This is a genomic window from Xenorhabdus sp. BG5, from assembly GCF_015163665.1.
Lineage (GTDB): Bacteria > Pseudomonadota > Gammaproteobacteria > Enterobacterales > Enterobacteriaceae > Xenorhabdus.
Genome location: NZ_JADEUG010000048.1, coordinates 1 through 16,767, shown reverse-complemented (window position 1 = coordinate 16,767; position 16,767 = coordinate 1). Strand labels below are relative to the sequence as shown.

Annotated in this window: 10 protein-coding genes and 2 pseudogenes; 4 read left to right on the top strand and 8 right to left on the bottom strand. The window is 52.5% G+C overall.

Translation table 11 applies throughout. The features are described 5' to 3' along the window. Positions 1-137: 137 nt before the first annotated feature. Both IQ209_RS17025 and IQ209_RS17020 read right to left on the bottom strand, forming a co-directional pair. On the bottom strand, positions 138-2,831 hold the full coding sequence (locus IQ209_RS17025) for a CHC2 zinc finger domain-containing protein (protein WP_193852391.1): 2,694 nt from the start codon (positions 2,829-2,831) through the stop codon (positions 138-140). A 174-nt stretch (positions 2,832-3,005) separates the two neighbouring features. After that, positions 3,006-3,401: pseudogene (locus tag IQ209_RS17020) on the bottom strand (CHC2 zinc finger domain-containing protein); the annotation flags it as partial. Between the two features lie 114 nt (positions 3,402-3,515). Here IQ209_RS17020 and IQ209_RS17015 point away from each other — a divergent pair. Both IQ209_RS17015 and IQ209_RS17010 read left to right on the top strand, forming a co-directional pair. Continuing rightward, positions 3,516-3,905 carry a helix-turn-helix domain-containing protein gene (locus IQ209_RS17015; protein ID WP_193852390.1) on the top strand — a complete coding sequence of 130 codons (390 nt, stop codon included), beginning with the start codon at positions 3,516-3,518 and terminating at the stop codon, positions 3,903-3,905. Between the two features lie 78 nt (positions 3,906-3,983). Continuing rightward, the gene (locus IQ209_RS17010; RefSeq protein WP_193852389.1) at positions 3,984-4,304 is read left to right on the top strand and encodes a SymE family type I addiction module toxin; all 321 of its coding nucleotides are present in this window, start codon (positions 3,984-3,986) and stop codon (positions 4,302-4,304) included. Between the two features lie 63 nt (positions 4,305-4,367). Here IQ209_RS17010 and IQ209_RS17005 read toward each other — a convergent pair whose 3' ends face one another. From IQ209_RS17005 to tssI, 6 genes and pseudogenes are all read right to left on the bottom strand, one after another. After that, positions 4,368-4,577, bottom strand: a complete 210-nt coding sequence (locus IQ209_RS17005) for a hypothetical protein (protein WP_193852388.1) — start codon at positions 4,575-4,577, stop codon at positions 4,368-4,370. Between the two features lie 4 nt (positions 4,578-4,581). Continuing rightward, positions 4,582-5,832 carry an RHS repeat domain-containing protein gene (locus tag IQ209_RS18480; protein WP_228005952.1) on the bottom strand — a complete coding sequence of 417 codons (1,251 nt, stop codon included), beginning with the start codon at positions 5,830-5,832 and terminating at the stop codon, positions 4,582-4,584. Further along, positions 5,745-9,212, bottom strand: coding sequence for a DUF6531 domain-containing protein (locus tag IQ209_RS17000; protein WP_228005951.1), 3,468 nt, complete (start codon positions 9,210-9,212; stop codon positions 5,745-5,747). Before IQ209_RS17000 ends, IQ209_RS18480 begins: the two co-directional genes overlap by 88 nt. A gap of 11 nt (positions 9,213-9,223) precedes the next feature. Further along, a complete protein-coding gene (locus IQ209_RS16995; protein WP_228005953.1) occupies positions 9,224-9,529 on the bottom strand; it encodes a DUF4150 domain-containing protein in 306 nt (101 codons plus the stop codon). Positions 9,530-9,572: 43 nt separating this feature from the next. Continuing rightward, complete coding sequence (locus IQ209_RS16990) at positions 9,573-10,790, bottom strand: DUF2169 domain-containing protein (RefSeq protein ID WP_193852386.1); 1,218 nt, start codon at positions 10,788-10,790, stop codon at positions 9,573-9,575. A 15-nt stretch (positions 10,791-10,805) separates the two neighbouring features. Continuing rightward, positions 10,806-12,239: pseudogene (tssI, locus tag IQ209_RS16985) on the bottom strand (type VI secretion system tip protein TssI/VgrG); the annotation flags it as partial. A gap of 183 nt (positions 12,240-12,422) precedes the next feature. Between tssI and IQ209_RS16980 the strand changes: the two are divergent. Both IQ209_RS16980 and IQ209_RS16975 read left to right on the top strand, forming a co-directional pair. After that, the gene (locus IQ209_RS16980) at positions 12,423-13,694 is read left to right on the top strand and encodes an integrase arm-type DNA-binding domain-containing protein (protein WP_193852385.1); all 1,272 of its coding nucleotides are present in this window, start codon (positions 12,423-12,425) and stop codon (positions 13,692-13,694) included. A gap of 220 nt (positions 13,695-13,914) precedes the next feature. Further along, positions 13,915-16,347, top strand: a complete 2,433-nt coding sequence (locus IQ209_RS16975) for a toprim domain-containing protein (protein WP_193852384.1) — start codon at positions 13,915-13,917, stop codon at positions 16,345-16,347. Positions 16,348-16,767: the final 420 nt, after the last annotated feature.

The following is a 16,767-nucleotide window of genomic DNA, read 5'->3' as shown; positions in this document are numbered from 1 at the left end:
TTTTCGTTTTGTCAGACTTGCGAGTGCTTAACCCTGTCTGGCTGTGGCTTTATGGTTATTTTGCTTACCCAGACTTAGCCCCGACTTGGGGCAGACTTGGCATAGACTTGCCTCTGTTCCGCCCAGACTTGCGAGCATCATACAGGCACGATCAGACCGCTTAAGTGCGCGCCGTCACCGTCACCGTCCCACAGCAGTTCGTATTGCAGCAGATGCCCGCGACTGCCGCCGTGAACAAGCAGATATTCCATATCACTGAGCCGCTGGCAATGCAGCTTTAGCTGGCTGTCACTCCAGTGGGTGTAAGCCCGGATATCCCGCCGGGTAAAGCGCACTGCATTCAGGGCACACCCCTGTTCTGCTGCCATGCCGTGCGCCATCTGCTGGATCAGCAGTAACAGCTTGCGCGTCTGTGGCGGCATTTCGTCCAGCGTCCGGCCTAAAATTTCATGCGCTAACTGATTGGCGAGCCGGATATCGTCTTTGGTCACTTCGATATATTCCAGTGTCTTGCCGCGATGTTCGGCGGTTTTGATTTCCCGCTGATATTGATGCAACAACGCGATGCTCTGGATCAACGTGAGATATTTCATATGGTCGCGGCGGGTGCGGGTTTTGTCTGACAGGAACGTCAGTTGCGAGGCGTAGGGATTCACCACATTTAACGGTTTCAGCAGCCGCTGGGCGTTCTGGTGAAGCTGTGTCAGATAGTCGCGTTCGTTCTCAGCCAGCAAGCCTTCGAGCGTCTGCTTTTGCCGTTGCAACGCATGGATCGCTTCGGTCTGTTCGCGGGATTCGTTGACGGTCAGCACCAGACAGCGGTTGAGCAGTTCTTCATCCACATCAATGGCGGTCGTCGTTAACATCAGCATCACCGGGCCTTTCACCGTATAACTTTTTGTCACCAGATTGCCCGTGGCTTCATCCTTGCCCGTGCTTGCCATTGTCAGCTCGCCATCTGACTGCAACAGCTTGAGCGCATAGGCCGCCTGCCGTACCCCTTCTTCTTCCGCGATGGCGAGGATTTTATGCTGGAGATTGGTTTCACCGAGGTAAAAGAGGCTCTGGCCTGTCATGGCGCTGTACTGGATGCGTTCTTCTTCGGGGATTAGGTTTAACACCGCATCCATCAGGCTGCTCTTGCCTGCGGCGCTGCTGCTCTGGATCAGGACGGCTAACGGTTTGGGTAGCTTTCGGCTTACCGCTGCCAAAAAGCCCGCCAGTAAGTTAGTGGATTCACCGACCACACCACAAGCGGCTAAGTCAGCTGTCACTCGTGCTGTCAGATAGGGATCTTGCAGCAAGGCCAGTGCCGCTTCCCGTTCAGCCTCATTCAGCTCAGGCTGCACTATTGCGGGATTTTCTGGCTGCTGCTGCCACTGTTCGACCGCCAGTAACACCTGCCCCAGCGAACGCCGCAGATCCGCTTCTCCCAGTCCCAGCTCAGCGGCGGCCAGTCGTGCATAACTCTGACGTGAGCGGGCGCTCATCAGATCAACACCATCCGCGAACAACACCCCGCTTTGCCTGTCCAGCACTTGCACATTGAGTTTCATCGCGGCAGCGCCTGCTTTGAGAGTGCCCATGCCGCGCAGACACCATTGCAGTGTGCCAACTGAGATAAGCAGCTTGCCATTGTCACCGGATTCACAGACCACATTCGGCGTCACGCGGGGCGCCGGTTCGGCGGCTAAAGGGGAAGCGGGCTCAGGTGTTTGGCGCTCTAGAGTCACCATATCCGCCGCCTCCTGCATCGGTACAGCACCCTCAATCAGCAGAGCAAAGGCGGTTTCGGGTTCCGCCATCTGACACAGATATTCATTGGCATCCCTGCCCGGTGGGAACACCACGCGCAGCGGCGTGATCCCTTTGGCAACCAGTGCTGACGCCAGTTTCACCGCCGCCTCATTGCCTGCGGTATCGTTATCAAAGGCGATCAGCACCTGCTTAATGTTGTGCTGTTCAAAGACCTGCCAGTGATCAGTGGTGACACCATGTACACCATAGGCCGCCGTGACATGGCGCTGCCCTGCGACCCAGAACGACATCGCATCAATGAGTGATTCACACAGGATAAGCGTTTTGGACGCACCCAGCGCCGCTTCATTCCAGACGCCGTGATGTGCCCCCGGCAGGTACAGATGGCGAACAACCGATGCCCGCAGATCATCGCTGATCATGCGCCCGTACAGTTCATGGATTTGCCCCTGCGCATCCATCACCGGCACAACCAGCGAACCACGCAGATGCTCCCGTCCATTCTCCCGCAGCACGCCAACAGCCTGTAAGCGGCGGCGGATCTCCGCACCCGCTTTAACTTTTTTCGGGTACAGGCGGTAAGCCAGCGTGCGGTTGGCAAAACCCAGCTTAAAATGGCTGACCAGCTCAGGATGGTTGAGCCGCCGCTTGGACAGATAGGCCTGGGCTTCCGGGGCATTGAGCAAGGTATGGTGATAAAAATCAACCACCCGTGACAGCAGCACCTGTTGCCCGATGGCATCACGGGCCAGCTCTTCCGGTTGCACCAGTGGCTCCACCGCCGGATTGTGCCCCAGCACCGCCTTTAAGCGTTCGGCGGCATGACGCAGACTCAGATTTTCGGTTTGCATCACCCAGTCGAGCACTGAACCGCCCGCATCACAGCCAAAGCAGTGATAGAGATTTTTCGACGGGGTGATCACCATCGAGGGCGTTTTTTCCTCATGGAACGGGCACAGTACCGTCATATCTTTGCCGCGCTTAAACAACTGCCGCCCCTGCTGTTCAATGATAGCCACTAAAGAGACAGCGGATTTCAGGTGCTGTAATTCTGCGTCGGGAATGCGAGCCATGTCTTAATCCTTTAAAAAAACGTGTCAATAGGCTTAGAGTAAAAATAACTCTATTGCAGAGTACTCCAAAATAGAGTATTGTCAACCGTAAGATTAAAAACAGGAGGTATCCTCATGGCATCGTTAACTTACAGACAGATTCAGGCCATGAAGACAACGGATGAGACCTTTTTTATTGAGCAAGGTATGGTGATAAAAATCAACCACCCGTGACAGCAGCACCTGTTGCCCGATGGCATCACTGGCCAGTTCTTCCGGCTGCACCAGTGGCTCCACTGCCGGATTGTGCCCCAGCACCGCCTTTAAGCGTTCGGTAGCATGACGCAGACTCAGATTTTCAGTTCGCATCACCCAGTCCAGCACCGATCCGCCTGCATCGCAGCCAAAACAGTGATAGAGATTTTTGGACGGAGTGATCACCATCGAGGGCGTTTTTTCCTCATGGAACGGGCACAACACCGTCATATCTTTGCCGCGCTTAAACAACTGCCGCCCTTGTTGCTCAATGATAGCCACTAAGGAGACAGCGGATTTCAGGTGCTGTAATTCTGCTTCGGGAATGCGAGCCATGTCTTAATCCTTTAAAAAAACGTGTCAATAGGCTTAGAGTAAAAATAACTCTATTGCAGAGTACTCCAAAATAGAGTATTGTCAACCGTAAGATGAAAAACAGGAGGTATCCTCATGGCATCGTTAACTTACAGACAGATTCAGGCCATGAAGACAACGGATGAGACCTTTTTTAAAGAGCTGGGGAACAGGATTGCACTGGCACGTAAAGAGCAGCAACTCACCCAGCAACAACTGGCAGAGCAGCTAGGGATAGCCCAGCAGACGATGGCGCATTATGAGGGAGGGAGATTGAAGGTATCAGCGGCATTGCTGCCGTTGTTAGCGGAGATACTCCATTTATCATTGGATGAACTGCTGGGTTTGCCGACCACACGAAGAAGTAAACGTGGCCCAAGTTCCCGGCTGGAGCAACAGATTGAGATGATCAGCCAGCTCCCAAAAGCCAGACAGAAGTTTGTTTCTGAGATGTTAGATACCGTGATTGAGAGCAGTAAAGAATAAGCGAAGAGATAACGCGGTGATGGCAGGAGGCAACCTGCCAACACCGCTCACCACAAGCAACTAACAAGGAGTTGAATGATGGCTAAGGCGCATTCTAGGCAAAACCGTGCCGTAAATAAAGCGACAAAAACAGAACGTTATTACACCGTGGGATACGTGCCGCAAAACAACAAGGCCACCGCCCCGCCTGCAATCCACCTGAAAGGCCAGTGGCTTAAGGCAGCCGGGTTTGATATTGGCGGCACACTCACCGTTAAAATTATGGATGGCTGCCTGGTGCTTATTCCTGACAGCGATGACACCCGAACCATTAAGCAACAGTACCAGCGCCAGCAGGACCAGCTCAGTGAGATTAAGCTCAGGATGCGGGAACTGCTTGGCGACTACAACAGCAACTAAGGGCAGGGAGTGAGTGGCTCTTAAAAAAGAAGAAAGCCGGAAGATCATTCCGGCTTTAGTGAATTAACAGTAGTGAAAATAAATATCACTAATTAATTTGCCATCATCATTTGTTACTGTTTTTACTCCAAATTCATTAAGGTCTGCCAATATTCCTTTAACTGGCACATCTTCTCTCTCAATGTAAGCGTAAATTTCTATTCTTTTATTGATATCAAGAACATATTTATCAATAAGATATTTTAGATTTTCTCGTAATTCATTCTCTGTCATATAGTTACTCAGGAATAATGGTTACTTTATCAAAAGTTACAGGTAAATTTTTCTCTATAGGCAGTAACTGAACAGCACCACCTTTACCATACTGAGGGTACGCGCTAGTAAACAGTTCCAAGCCTGGGCCTTTATCACCATTGGCAAGAGGAACTTTTACTTGAGGAACTCCATTTTTATAAAGCTGTAATGTATCAAATTCACCTCTTAGACGCGCATCACTCCAAGAAGCAGGATTACCTTTTTCGTAAAATATTTGATAAGCGTCTCTAGCTTCACGCCCTGTATTATATTTTGAATAGCCGAAATAACTTAACGGAGCGGTTTTACTTTCTATTGTTGCTGCGGCCCATTGAGATTCACTACTCATAAATCTATATGCGGTAGAAGGCATCGTTGCACTTGGCCCATCTGGTCCAACATAAAAATCAGGTTTAGTCCCAGAAGTTCCTGACAATCCCAGCGGATCGACAAATTTGGCTGGATTATGCACATACGAATAGGGATTAAATCCCCCCGCTAAGCCAATCGGATCAGGACTGATGTACTGCGCGGTCTCTGGCGAGTAATAACGGTGCCGATTGTAAAAAAGACCCGATTCCTCATCAAAATACTGGCCTAAAAACCGGAAGTTGCTCTGAACATGGTGATCCGGGTGATGGGACGGGGCAGGGCGGATTTCGGCTTTGCCCCAGGTAGTCAGCCGCTGGCCCCAGACCATCTCCCCCTGCTCATCCAGCAGTTCGCGCACGGTGCCCTGGTGGTCGCTGATGGCGTAGTGCAGTTTGCCCCGCTCAAAACGGGCGGCCGGCGTCAGGCTGCCCGGTTCATAGAGCCAGCGCACGCGGCGCGCTTCCAGCCGGGTGCCGTCACGCTGAAACGGCACTTCCTCAATCAGCTGGTCACCGCTCCACAGGTAATCATAGCCCCCCAGCGCTTGCGGGTTTTCGGGCCGGTCCGGTTTGCCCGCCAGCCACAATTGTAAATTCTCTGCGACCCGTTTTCCATCGTGGGTTTTTTGTTTCTGGATACGCCGCCCGAAAGGATCGTATTTGTACTGCCAGCGCGAGCCGTCCGGGGTTTCACACTGGGTGAGCTGGTTTTGGGTATCCCAGCGGTAACGCCAGATTTGCGGGCGGAAGCCGTCTCGCGGCGCTATTTTTTCGACTAACCGGCCATTGTCATCATAGCGATAATGGGTATCACCCCGCTGCACCACTCGTCCGGCCTGCTGGCGCTGTGTAAGCTGTGCCATCGCACCTGTGCATCGACAGGCAAATGTTGGCGCAGGTTGCCGTTGGCATCGTAACTGAACTGCTCTTCGTGTGGGCGCAGCCCATCAAACAGCGTGTGCACTATCTGGTCGTTGGTATTATAACGGTAGCGGGTTTGTCCCCAATTGTCGTCAATGACCCGGACATTATGCGCCCGGTCGTATTGCCAGCTCCGGTTGACGGCGGTCGCTTGGGGTGGAAAGTGCGGATCGTTTTGGGCCAGCGCGTCCTGGAAAAAAGCGCTGTCCCGCCCGGCTGACTGATGGGCCAGTAAACCCGTTGCAGTGTAGCGGCTGGCGAGGATAAACCCGTTGGCACTTTCGCGCACCGTTTCCCTTCCCAGCGCATCATGCCGGAGCGTCAGCGGCGCATGCTGGTTGAACTGGAAGTGATTCAGCGCGCCTGACAAGGGGTCATAGCCAAAGTGCAGGGTGTGACCATCCAGGCTTTCACTGACCGGGCGCCCGGTCAGGCTGTCCCATTCGCGGGTGATTGCCCGCCCATTGATACGCTCACAGACAGGCCAGCCGGTGGTCTTGTCATATTCATATTCCACCACCGCATCGGCATTGGTGGCTTTCACCAGTTGGTGCCGTGGGTTGTATTCGTACGTGGTGGTCGCTTTCAGTACTAACTGCTCCTCTTCTGGCTGCCAGCTTTCCTGTTTGACCAGCAACCCCGCCGCCGAATAGTGCCAGCGGAGTTGCTGACCATCGGGATAGCGCACCTGTGTGCGACGGCCCAGTTTATCGTACTGATATTCAAGGGTACGCCCGGTAAAATCGGTTTCGCGGGTAATTTGCCCGGCGGCATCCCGCTCATAACGGTAGGTTTCGCCGGTGGAGGCCGTGACTGAGTTCAACCGGGTCAGACGGTCATAGCCAAAGCGCAGCGTGGTGCCATCGGGGCGGGTGACTTGGGTCAGCAAATCAAACGCACCGTATTGATAACGGGTGGTATGGCCTTCGCCGTCAGTCACTGCGACCACGCGCCGCTCACTGTCATAGGCCAGTTGCTGGGTGGTGCCATCCGGCAGTTCGATATCGGTCAGGCTGCCATTGAGGCCGGCATGGTCGTCGCTGTAACGGTAGCGGGTCTGCTGTTTGAGGGCATTGGTGACGCCGCGCAGGCGTCCCAGTGTGTCCAGCTCCAGTCCGGTTGTCTCGCCGTCCGGCGTCATGATATTGGCCAGGCGCAGTTGCTTGTCGTAGGTATAGTGCCATTCGCGGCCATCGGGGAGAAGACGCTGGCGCAGTTCACCGTGGGTGCCGTAGTGGTACGCCTCCTTGTGCCCCAATGGGTTGGTCAGTTCGGTGAGGTTACCCTGGTCATCATAGTGATAGCGCCAGCGCTCGCCGGTGGGCAGCACGCTTTCAATCAACTGGCCGCAGGCATCATAGCCATAGTAAAAGGTGTCGCCGGTAGGCAGGACGATTTCGGTCAGGGCGCCGTCGGGGTTGTAGGCAAAGGTAGTGACATGGCCGGCGGGGTCTTCTTCCCATATTTTCTGGCTGTTTTGCCACTGGCGGCGGGTGACGCGCCCCAGCGGGTCAATCTCCCGGATAACCTGCCCGTCCGGGTTATAGATGAACCGGCTTTCGCCGCCTTCCGCATCCAGATAGGTGGTGGTGCGGGTGCCCTCGTCATAGCGAAAACGGTCGCACCAGTAACCACTGGGCGAGGCGGTGCTGAGCACGCGGCCGCGTGCATCGTAGGTCACCGACAGGTCGGTCTGGTCGGTGTCGTGCCAGCGGGTCATCCAGCCTTGTGCGTTATATTCATGCCACAGGTGGTTGTGCTGGAAAGCATCGCACTCTGCCAGATAGCCGTGTGCATCATAGCCGCAGGTAACCCAGCGCTGCGATTGCTCGCCATCAATCAGGTCAATCGTCTTTAGCTGTTTGTCCTGGTAGTCCAGTACCAGCCGGATGCCGTCATTGCGCACGACTGCCGTTAACCGGGCCTGTTTGTCGTAATGAAAATGAATGGCGTTCTGACGGCGGTCTGTTATGGCAGACAAACGGCGGATATTGCCCGTTATGGCGTTGAAATGGTGGGTGAGCTGGGTCTGGCTGTCGGTTAGGCTCAGCGTGCCGTCGAGTTCGCCAGTCAGCAGGCAGTGGGGCAGGTGCTTATTTCGGGACGAGACGGTGTTGTCCGGGGTGGGGTAGTCGTAGACTACGCCAGCAGCATCCGTATAATGCACCTTGCCGCTATCCAGCACCAGTTGACACGACCAGTCATCGGCCCATTTGGGTCCGAACAGGCCACGGGGATTAGCCGTGGAACGGTAGGTACGGGTCAGGGTGAGGGGCAGCAGGCCGGGAAGGGCAATGACCGGCCAGACCTGCAAAAAGTCACCGGTGGCCATATCGACCGGGTCACCGCCCCCCGTGGTTTTTTCCGGGTTATTGCCTTGTTTGTCGCTGGACGTATTTTTGGCCTGATCCGGGGCGTTGTTTTCGGGTTTGTCGATAGTTTTAGCTTCTGTTTTCGGCTCCCCCTTAATACGAGCCCCACCTCCATCTCCAGTTTTTCCTGCGGCCTGAGTTTCCGCTTTCGCTACGCCTTTAGCTTCTTGTTTGGCTGCCCCTTTAGCGGCCGTTTTGCCGAGATTAAAAAAGGAACCAATGCTTTTAAGTATGTTGGGTATTTCGCCTGCTAAAGATACCGTCATACTGGTATCTACTGCCCTTGCACCGCCTGCCTGCATCGGGTTATCTAAACTCTTTCGTTTGGAATCCAGATTAAACTCTTGCGTGTTTTGGGCTATGGCAGAACTTGTGTTACGTAAACCTTCGGCCGCGCGTTTTTGTCCCAGAGCCTCCAGTTCAGCAGCTCGAGCCTGAGCTTCCAGTGCAGAGGCATTTCCCTGGAGTTTTGTTACAGCTTCTGCGGCATCGACAGCCATATTATTGACACGTTTTGCTGCGCCAATAGCCATATCAGTCGCGCGAAATTTATCCACGTTCTGTCGGGTGTTCTCTGCTATGGCATGTAAGTTTTCAGCGGCTTTTGTCTGACCGGTCATTGCCAATATGGCGGCGCGTTCTTCTGCATCGGCATTCACAGAATTTATCATACCCGTGTCAAAGTAATCTCTTATCTGTGACCAAAGCCCTTTTTCTTCTCGGGTTTCCGATAGCATTACCGCATTAGCTTCATGCGGCGGATTGGCTGCCTGTGGCGCCTGCCCGACAATTTTACCGACAGTATTGCCTTCTCCGGTCGGGCTGTCATCCCGTACCTTTTGTGGTAACGGGGAGTTCGGTTTGGGCGGTTCAATAGGGATATCAGGCGCTTTCGGGCTGGTCGATTCTTCTGCCTGAGTATCTGCACTGGCTCCGTTGTTTTCTGTCATGGTTTCCTTCCTTATGCCCCGTTCATCCAAAATTTATCCCCGTGGCGCAACACCAGTTTGTTGCCGGCTCGTACCGTTTTAGTATGTTCCTGTGGATGGCACTTACCGCCCACGGTGCCGCTTTTAACGCCATTGGCTACGCCGGGCTGGTCACCCAGCGTGGTGGGGACAAAACTGTGGGCAAACACCACTACGGGTTTGCCATTGGTACGCACGGTTTTCTCCGGAGCTGCGCTGTCGGCCAGTTTCGCTACAACCGGGTAGGGGATCGGTGGTGTAGAAGCACCCATCGGGGTTTTGCACACATCCGGCAGCATGCCGACAATCATCCAGGTGCCCGCCGTGCGGGCGATATAGTTATCAGCCATCCTTTTTTTCCTCTTCCAGTGGTGCCAGTTTCAATAACGGTGCATCCGGATCCATTTCAAAGCGGGCTTCCGCCACCCGCACCGGCAGGTCAGTGCCGAAGTGCAGCCGGTGGGTCAGGTGGACGGTCATCGTATCGCTGTCAATCAGCAGGGTATCGAGGCGCATCGGCACGGGCAGTAACACGCCGTTGTGCATTCGCAGCAACAGGAAAGGACGGTGCGCGGGTAATGGCAGGGTCGCGTTTTGTGGCAACATCCCGCTCAGGTGGATCGTCAGGCCGGGCGCGGGCCAGTCAATCTGCTGATCCGCCGGTGCTCCATTCCAGTAGCCGAAATCAAAATCTTTCGGCAGGTAAGGATGACGATGTGCCAGCCATTCATCATCGTAAGTGCCCGCCAATGCGCGGCGGGGCAACCATGGACGCCCGATAAAGCCCATGCCTTGTGGTTGTGCAGAAGGGGTATCAGCTGGCAGGGTGCCCGCGAGCAGGGCAGCAAAGTGCGCCGCTGTGAACGGTGCGTTTGGCTGAGTGATGCGCGGTGCTGGCCAGCGCGTGATGGCGTGGGCACGGGCGTACCATGGTGTAATAAAGCCCCGCCCGAGCGGGTTGTGCTCACAAACAACGTGAGCCAGCGGGGCATGAGCCTCCCCGTCCGGGTGCTGGCGGCGCTGTTCCGGTGTCAGCCGTTCGGCTTCGTGCAGGTGCTGTGCAGCAGTCTCATCGGCCGAAATTTTGCACTCCCCACCAAAGGCGTAGCGGTAGTCGAGCGGCAGATGGTCGCAAGGTGCGGGCGCGGTCAGTTGCCACTCGCCGTTATCCCGGCGGATAAATTCCCGTTCGCCGCACACCAGCAGGGTTTTGTCGAGCAGCACATGGCCTTGCGCATCCGTCAGGCGCAGGCTGACCGGCCATTCCGGGCACGGGATACCGTTCGGTGCATGGGCGGTGCCAGTGAGGATAATGTCACAATGTGGCTTGAACGGGGCTAAATCACTTTCTTGTTTCACGGACGAGCGGTTCAGGCTGCCGAAATACTCATCCTGTAGGCACAGGGGCGGAGACGGCAGCAGCTCGACAATGTAGTGCCCGTGATCAGTGTGCTGCCACTGGTAGCCGGTCTTCATCACTACCACATGATGTTCGGCGTCCTCCACATCGAGCATCGAATAATTCATGACCGCAAACGGGGTCAGGTTACGAAATTCCATCTCAATCTATCCTTATCAGTTCAGGTCAATATCTTTACCGGTGATTTGTACCGCGCCGCTGGCCTCAAATTTGAACTCACTGCCCTGTATCGTGATTTTGCCGGCACTGTCCATGCGCAGGACACTCGCGCCACAACGCAGCTCAATTACATCCCCGGCTGTGATGGAAAGGGTATTAGTGACGTTGACCTGCTTGTGCGTCCCGACCGTGATAATGTAGTCCTTGCCCGTGGTGAGTTTGCGCACTTCCTGCACCGTTTCCGTGCTGTTAAGGGTGACGATCTCCTCTTTATTTTCATTGACCTTAATGGCCTGGTTTTTCTCCACGATTTCGGTGTGGTTGGCGAGCACATGGGTATCACGGTTGTTGAGCACCAGGGTAGTCATGTCCTTCTGCGCGTGCAGCGCCAGCCGTTCACTGCCCTTGGCATCCTCAAACAGCAGTTCGTTGTAACCTTCGCCCTTGTGGGTTTTGGAACGGAAGGCCATTTGGGTTTTGCTGCCCGGTAAGGCGCCCGGCGGGATGTTGCTGGCGTGATAAGTACGCCCCGTGACAATCGGCTGATCCGGGTCGCCGTGCAGGAAATCCACTACCACTTCCTGCCCGATACGCGGAATAGCCAGCATGCCCCAGCCTTGCCCGGCCCACGGTTGGGTGACGCGGATCCAGCAGGAGCTTTGGTCATCGCTCTTGCCATAGCGATCCCACGGGAATTGCAGGCGCACACGCCCGTACTGGTCACAGAAAATCTCTTCCCCGACCGGGCCGACCACTTTGGCAATTTGCGGACCATCAATCACCGGTTTGGGTAACGGTGCCGGGCGCCAGTGCTGGTTCTGACGGATAAATTGAAAGTGACTGTACAACGTTGTACCGGTGCCCCCGCTGGCGGTTTCCAGTGCCTGCGGCTGGCTGCCGCTGTGTTGGCTGGAGACGGTCTGCCAGGCGTTGTTCAGGTCTGCCCGCGGATGGTTACTGAGGATGAACAGTTTGCCGGGTTGAATGGCGATGGCGTTGCCGCTGCCCTGTCCGGTCACGGCGTTGCTGCGCAGGGCTTCGAGACGGTAGCGGGTGAAGGCCTTGCCGTGTTGCTCATCCTTGAAGCGGCCGGGGTAGTCGTAGTGCTCGTAGTAGCGTTGTTGCAGATTTTCGTCCTGCATCTGCTGGTGAAATTCTGCTGCCCAGGCCGGGTTTTTGAAGGTGTAATCCTTTAGCTGTACCTGCGCCGGACGAAGTTGTGCACTGTGGGTCAGGCTGCTGACGGCGGGTTCCCCCAGCGTACTGCTTTCACCCGGCTGATACGAGAGCGAGAGACCCGGTGGCACCGAGCCGCAGTCGTCGGCAAAGACCAGCGTGTTGCGCCCGTTGCTGCATTCGAAGAAGTAGAAAATGCCTTCTTCCGCGGTCAGTCGTTGCAGGAAATCGAAGTCACTTTCTGATATTGGAACCAGCTCCACTTCCAGTGAGGTCTGTCTAAGTAAAATAATTTTTATAAACTACAACAAAATCAGTGTGATCTCTTATTTTTACGTCTCGTTTAGTCTGTTGCAATCAATATGCAGCGAGGGGCATAATCTGGGGCACTTACCATTTGATGATGACTATTATTCGATTACAGAGATGCTCTAATAATGAAACTCACCGCCCGACAGGTTGAAACCGCAAAACCCAAAGAAAAAACCTACAAACTTACCGATGGTGGCGGCCTCTATCTGGAGATCACGCCACGCGGATCTAAGTATTGGCGCATGAAGTACCATCGCCCCACCGATAAAAAAGAAGACCGGATGGCGTTTGGTGTATACCCGGCCGTATCATTAGCTGAAGCTCGTGCTAAACGCGACGAAGCTAAAAAATTGATAGCACAGGGTATAGACCCTAAAGCAGAGAAAAAAAGTACGTCTTCTCCGGTTAAAGTGAACACCTTTGAACAAGTCGCCCGTGTATGGCATGCCAGTAATAAGCGCTGGGATGAAAATTACCGCCAGATAATACTACGTAGCCTTGAAAAATATATTTTTCCCTGGATTGGCACATGTGATATCACTACATTACGCACTAGCCAACTTTTAGCCCCAGTCAAAGCCATTGATGAACAAGGCAAGCATGATACCGCTCAACGTTTATGCCAACGCATCACTGCAATTATGCGCTACGCCGTCCAGAATGATATTCTGGAATTCAATCCCGCTAACGATATGGCTGGTGCACTGACTACCGCAAAACGCCACCACCGTCCGGCGCTGTCCCACGAAGATTTACCTGATTTTCTGAGACGCTTATCTACCTACCGTGGACACTTAATATTCAAGATCGCCGTCGAGCTGACACTATTAACATTTGTCCGCATCAGCGAATTAAGATTCGCCCGCTGGCAGGAAATCGATCTTGAAAATGCCTTGTGGAAAATTCCTGCCACAAGAAAAACCATTGAAGGCGTTAAATTCTCTGAACGGGGCATGAAAATGAGAAGCGAGCATATTGTGCCGTTGAGTCGTCAGGCTGTTCAGCTTATCAAAAACCTGCACAAACTGAGCGGTAACGGTGATGTGATGTTTCCCGGCGCTTACCATTCCACGAAAGTTATAGATGCAACAACGGTTAACAGAATTTTACGCAATATAGGCTACGACACTAAAACCGAGATATGTGGACACGGATTCCGCACAATGGCACGCGGGGCAATGGGGGAATCAGGTCTTTGGAGCGATGACGCTATCGAGCGCCAGCTCAGCCACATAGAACGAAACAGCGTTAGAGCAGCGTATATTCACACGTCTAAACATCTGGATGAACGGCGGCTGATGATGCAGTGGTGGGCGGATTATCTGGACGCAAACCGGGAAAAATTCATCACGCCCTATGATTTCGCCAAACCGCTGCGCGACCGAAAAAACCGATAATGCAACTCGAAACTGACCAAAATAAACCCACGCTCAGTAGCTTTTTATTGAATCAGAGATTGATAACTGGATTGCTCAGCCTCAGCGGATCGCGGAATCACGAGCAGCATAACACAGAAAAGAACATGACATAAGAAACGTAACATAAAAAAGCAACGCCCCAGAGTGCTGTCACACATCTGAGGCGTTTAATCCATAACTATTCGATAAGGTAAAAATTATGGCTGAGACACAGCATACCCAAACTCGCCCTGAATTTACAGTTCAAAAAACAACAAATCATCAAAATCCGCTTGACCTGATCCAGATAATTAAAGCTTCTGCGATGTATCATTGGCAAAACCTACTGCCTGCCTGTGGTATCACGGTTCCGCCAAATGGTAAACATGGTGCTTGCCCTGTTTGCGGTGGTACTGACCGTTTTCATTTTATGGATGATAACCATCACGGCGATTGGCACTGTCGCCAATGTGATGCGCCGAATTACGGTGATGGTCTGGATTTGGTGGCAAAAGTTCATCGAGTCACCATTTTTGAAGCCGCTAAAATGGTCGCTAATGCGTTAGCCCTGCCATTACCCGAACTTAAACCTACCAGAGAAGTGACTTATTCAGCACAATCTATTGCTGAAATGGTATCGGAATTAATGGCAAAAACGGTTGCCGGACAATCTCACTATCTGACTGTAAAAGGCTTGTTTTGCCCTAATCAGCGGTTATTGGAAGATGGTTCATTATTATTACCGCTGACAACCTTGAGCAAGGCTGTTACTGGCGCGCAGATCATTAAACTAAATGGTGAGAAAAAGTTACTGTCCGGCAGCCAGAAAAAAGGCGCATTTATCGCACTGTCTGAATTAGGCGATAATCCTGATACAGTCGTTATTACAGAAGGTTACGCCACTGCACTGACCATTAATCAGCTTCATCAAGGTACGGTTCTGGCAGCATTGGATGCGGGTAATTTGCTTACTGTTGCTAAAGCTGTTCGGGAACGTTGGCCAGATACGAACATCATTATTGCCGCAGATAACGACTGGCATCACCCCGATGAACTGGATAAGAGTGGTAAACCAAAAACAAATATCGGCAAGGTTTCGGCAGAGAAAGCCGCTCTTGCGGTGAATGGCTGGGTTACATTACCACCTACAGAGAACAAAGCCGACTGGGATGATTACCGTCAGCAAAACGGCATTGAGGCGGCGAAATTAGCTTTTTCTCAGGGAATTTATCAGCCGATATCAACCAAGAAAGGCACACACTCAAACGATAGCAAACTTTCGAAGCTGGCATTATCTCAAATGGGAGCCAGCCAGCGCGGAGAAGTCTTGCTGGCGCGTTATGATGGTGATTTAGCACTGGATAGCGCTTCGGAAACCGTGCATCATTATGATGGGATAATCTGGCATCCGGTTAGTGACCGCGATTTAAAACGGGAAATGGTTGCGGCCTTTATGGAAGAGAAACAACCCTATTCACCGAATGGCATCAGTTCTGCCGTAGATGCACTGAAATTACAGCTTCCCCTGATGCAACCGACAGAACGTCACTTAATCGGGTTCAGTAATGGTGTATTTGACCTGAAAATCGCACAATTCCGTTCGCATTGTAAAACTGACTGGTTATTGCTTGCCAATGATGTCGAATTCAATCTTCCCGTTGCAGGCGAAACATTGAACAAGCATGCACCACAGTTCTGGCGCTGGTTGAACCGTGCAACCGCTAACTGCGAGAATAAATTCGAGCGGGTATTAGCCGCGCTGTTTATGGTGTTGGCGAATCGTTATGACTGGCAGTTGTTTTTGGAGGTCACCGGCGCCGGAGGCAGTGGCAAAAGCATCTTTGCTGAAATCTGTTCAATGCTGGCAGGGAAAGGCAACACCGTTTCTGCCAGTATGGCTGCATTAGAAAACCCACGGGAACGGGCGCTGATTGTGGGTTATTCCTTGATTATCCTGCCAGATCAGACCCGCTATGTGGGCGATGGCTCCGGCATCAAAGCGATTACAGGTGGCGATGAAGTCGCTATCGACCCAAAGCATAAGCAACCCTACTCGACTCGTATCCCAGCAGTGGTGCTGGCAGTCAACAATAACGCTATGAGTTTTAGCGATCGTAGTGGTGGCGTGTCACGGCGTCGGGTCATTTTCAACTTTTCCGAAGTCGTACCGGAAAATGAACGTGATCCACTCTTACGGGATAAAATTGCAGCAGAATTGCCCGTCATTATCCGGCACCTGCTGCATAAGTTCGCTGATCCACAATCCGCAAGGCGATTACTGGCAGAGCAACAGAAATCAGAAGAAGCACTGGATATCAAACGTGGCACCGATCCGTTAATCGATTTTTGCGGTTACTTGATTGCATCTGATGAAGCTGACGGCCTGTTAATCGGTAATGCAGAAATTATGCCGTTCAATCCTCGGAAGTACCTTTATCACGCCTACCTTGCTTATATGAAAGGCAACAACCTGAATAAACCCATTTCTGTGACCCGTTTTGGCATGGATATGCCCGGCGCACTGGCTGAGTACAGACAGCAATACCTGCGCAAGAAAAGCAAACAGGGCATTCGTAGCAATCTGAACATGAATATTGATACTGCCATTGAGTGGCTGCCAAAACTGACAAGGGATAACCTGCCAGAAGAATAATTTTTCTGACTTCAGTTACTTTTCAAAGAAATATAAAAAAGTGTTCACTACTGTTCACCTTGTAATTTAAATTAGATATATCAATCAATTATAGGGTGAACAGTTATTTTTAAACTGTTCACAACTCTTCAACCCTGTTCACCTTTTTCAGATTTGAGGTGAACGGTTAGATGAAGAGTGGTGATGAGTTTAATCTCAAGTCATCACCATTTAACAGCATGAATTTAAATGAAAATACTTAAAGGTGAACAGGGTGAACAGTTTTATCCCTATTTCTTTAATAGGGTGGGGATAAGCAAAAAAGTTTTCTCTGGCAGGTGTTTTACAGCTCTCCGATTTGCCGGGTTAATGTATTAGCCCGGCAAATCGGAGAAGACAAGCGTAGCGCGTCAGTGTGGTTTAAATATGTTGCACTTTGTG